1 protein-coding gene and 1 pseudogene are annotated in these 649 nt (G+C 35.1%); both read right to left on the reverse strand.

Features of this window, described 5'->3' with window-relative positions; all coding sequences use genetic code 11:
* Positions 1–319 (reverse strand): annotated as a pseudogene (locus tag IDG60_RS19525) (tagatose-bisphosphate aldolase); the annotation flags it as partial.
* A gap of 3 nt (positions 320–322) precedes the next feature.
* Positions 323–649: PfkB family carbohydrate kinase (locus IDG60_RS19530; RefSeq protein ID WP_241013407.1), on the reverse strand; the 327-nt coding region annotated here is incomplete at its 5' end.

Here is a 649-nt window from a genome sequence, read left to right on the forward strand (position 1 = left end):
AGTCAGGTAAACGACCTTTAGCATTTACGTCATAACCAGTTTTTTCATAAGCTAGCAATAATCCACAATCTTTGTTACGTGCATCAGATGCTGGTAAACCGTATTCTGGATCTAATAAAATTGAAGATGCATATTGTGTTAATTCTTCCGCAACTAATACTTTTAATTGTTCAATTTGAGCTACAGTTGGCTCTTCAGTTTGATGTTTTGCCATCATGCGTTTTAAAGCACCACGTTGGTCAAATGCTAATGCAGAAATGATACCTTCGTTATTACTTAGTTGTTCAATTGATGCGATTTTTTGATTCGATTTTGACATTTTTTACACCTCTAAAACTTCAATTTGATTGAATAAATCATCATAATTATTTAAATTGACATAACCTGTTTGTGCTTCTTGCGCATTCAGCATGCCTAAAGTATTGGCTTTTTTTAGTAAATCGTGGTCGTTTTCATGATTGAGAATTGCTGAAGTAATTCCAGCAACTGTAGAATCACCTGAACCAACCGGATTTAATACGCTTATTGTCGGAATATTCACTCTATAGAATGTATGATTGTGCTTAGCGAATGCACCTTGTGCACCTAAAGACACAATAATCCACTCAATCCCTTCGAATAAGGGTTGTGACACTGCCTGTTTCAAACT

It is taken from the genome of Staphylococcus sp. EG-SA-2 (assembly GCF_017152085.1).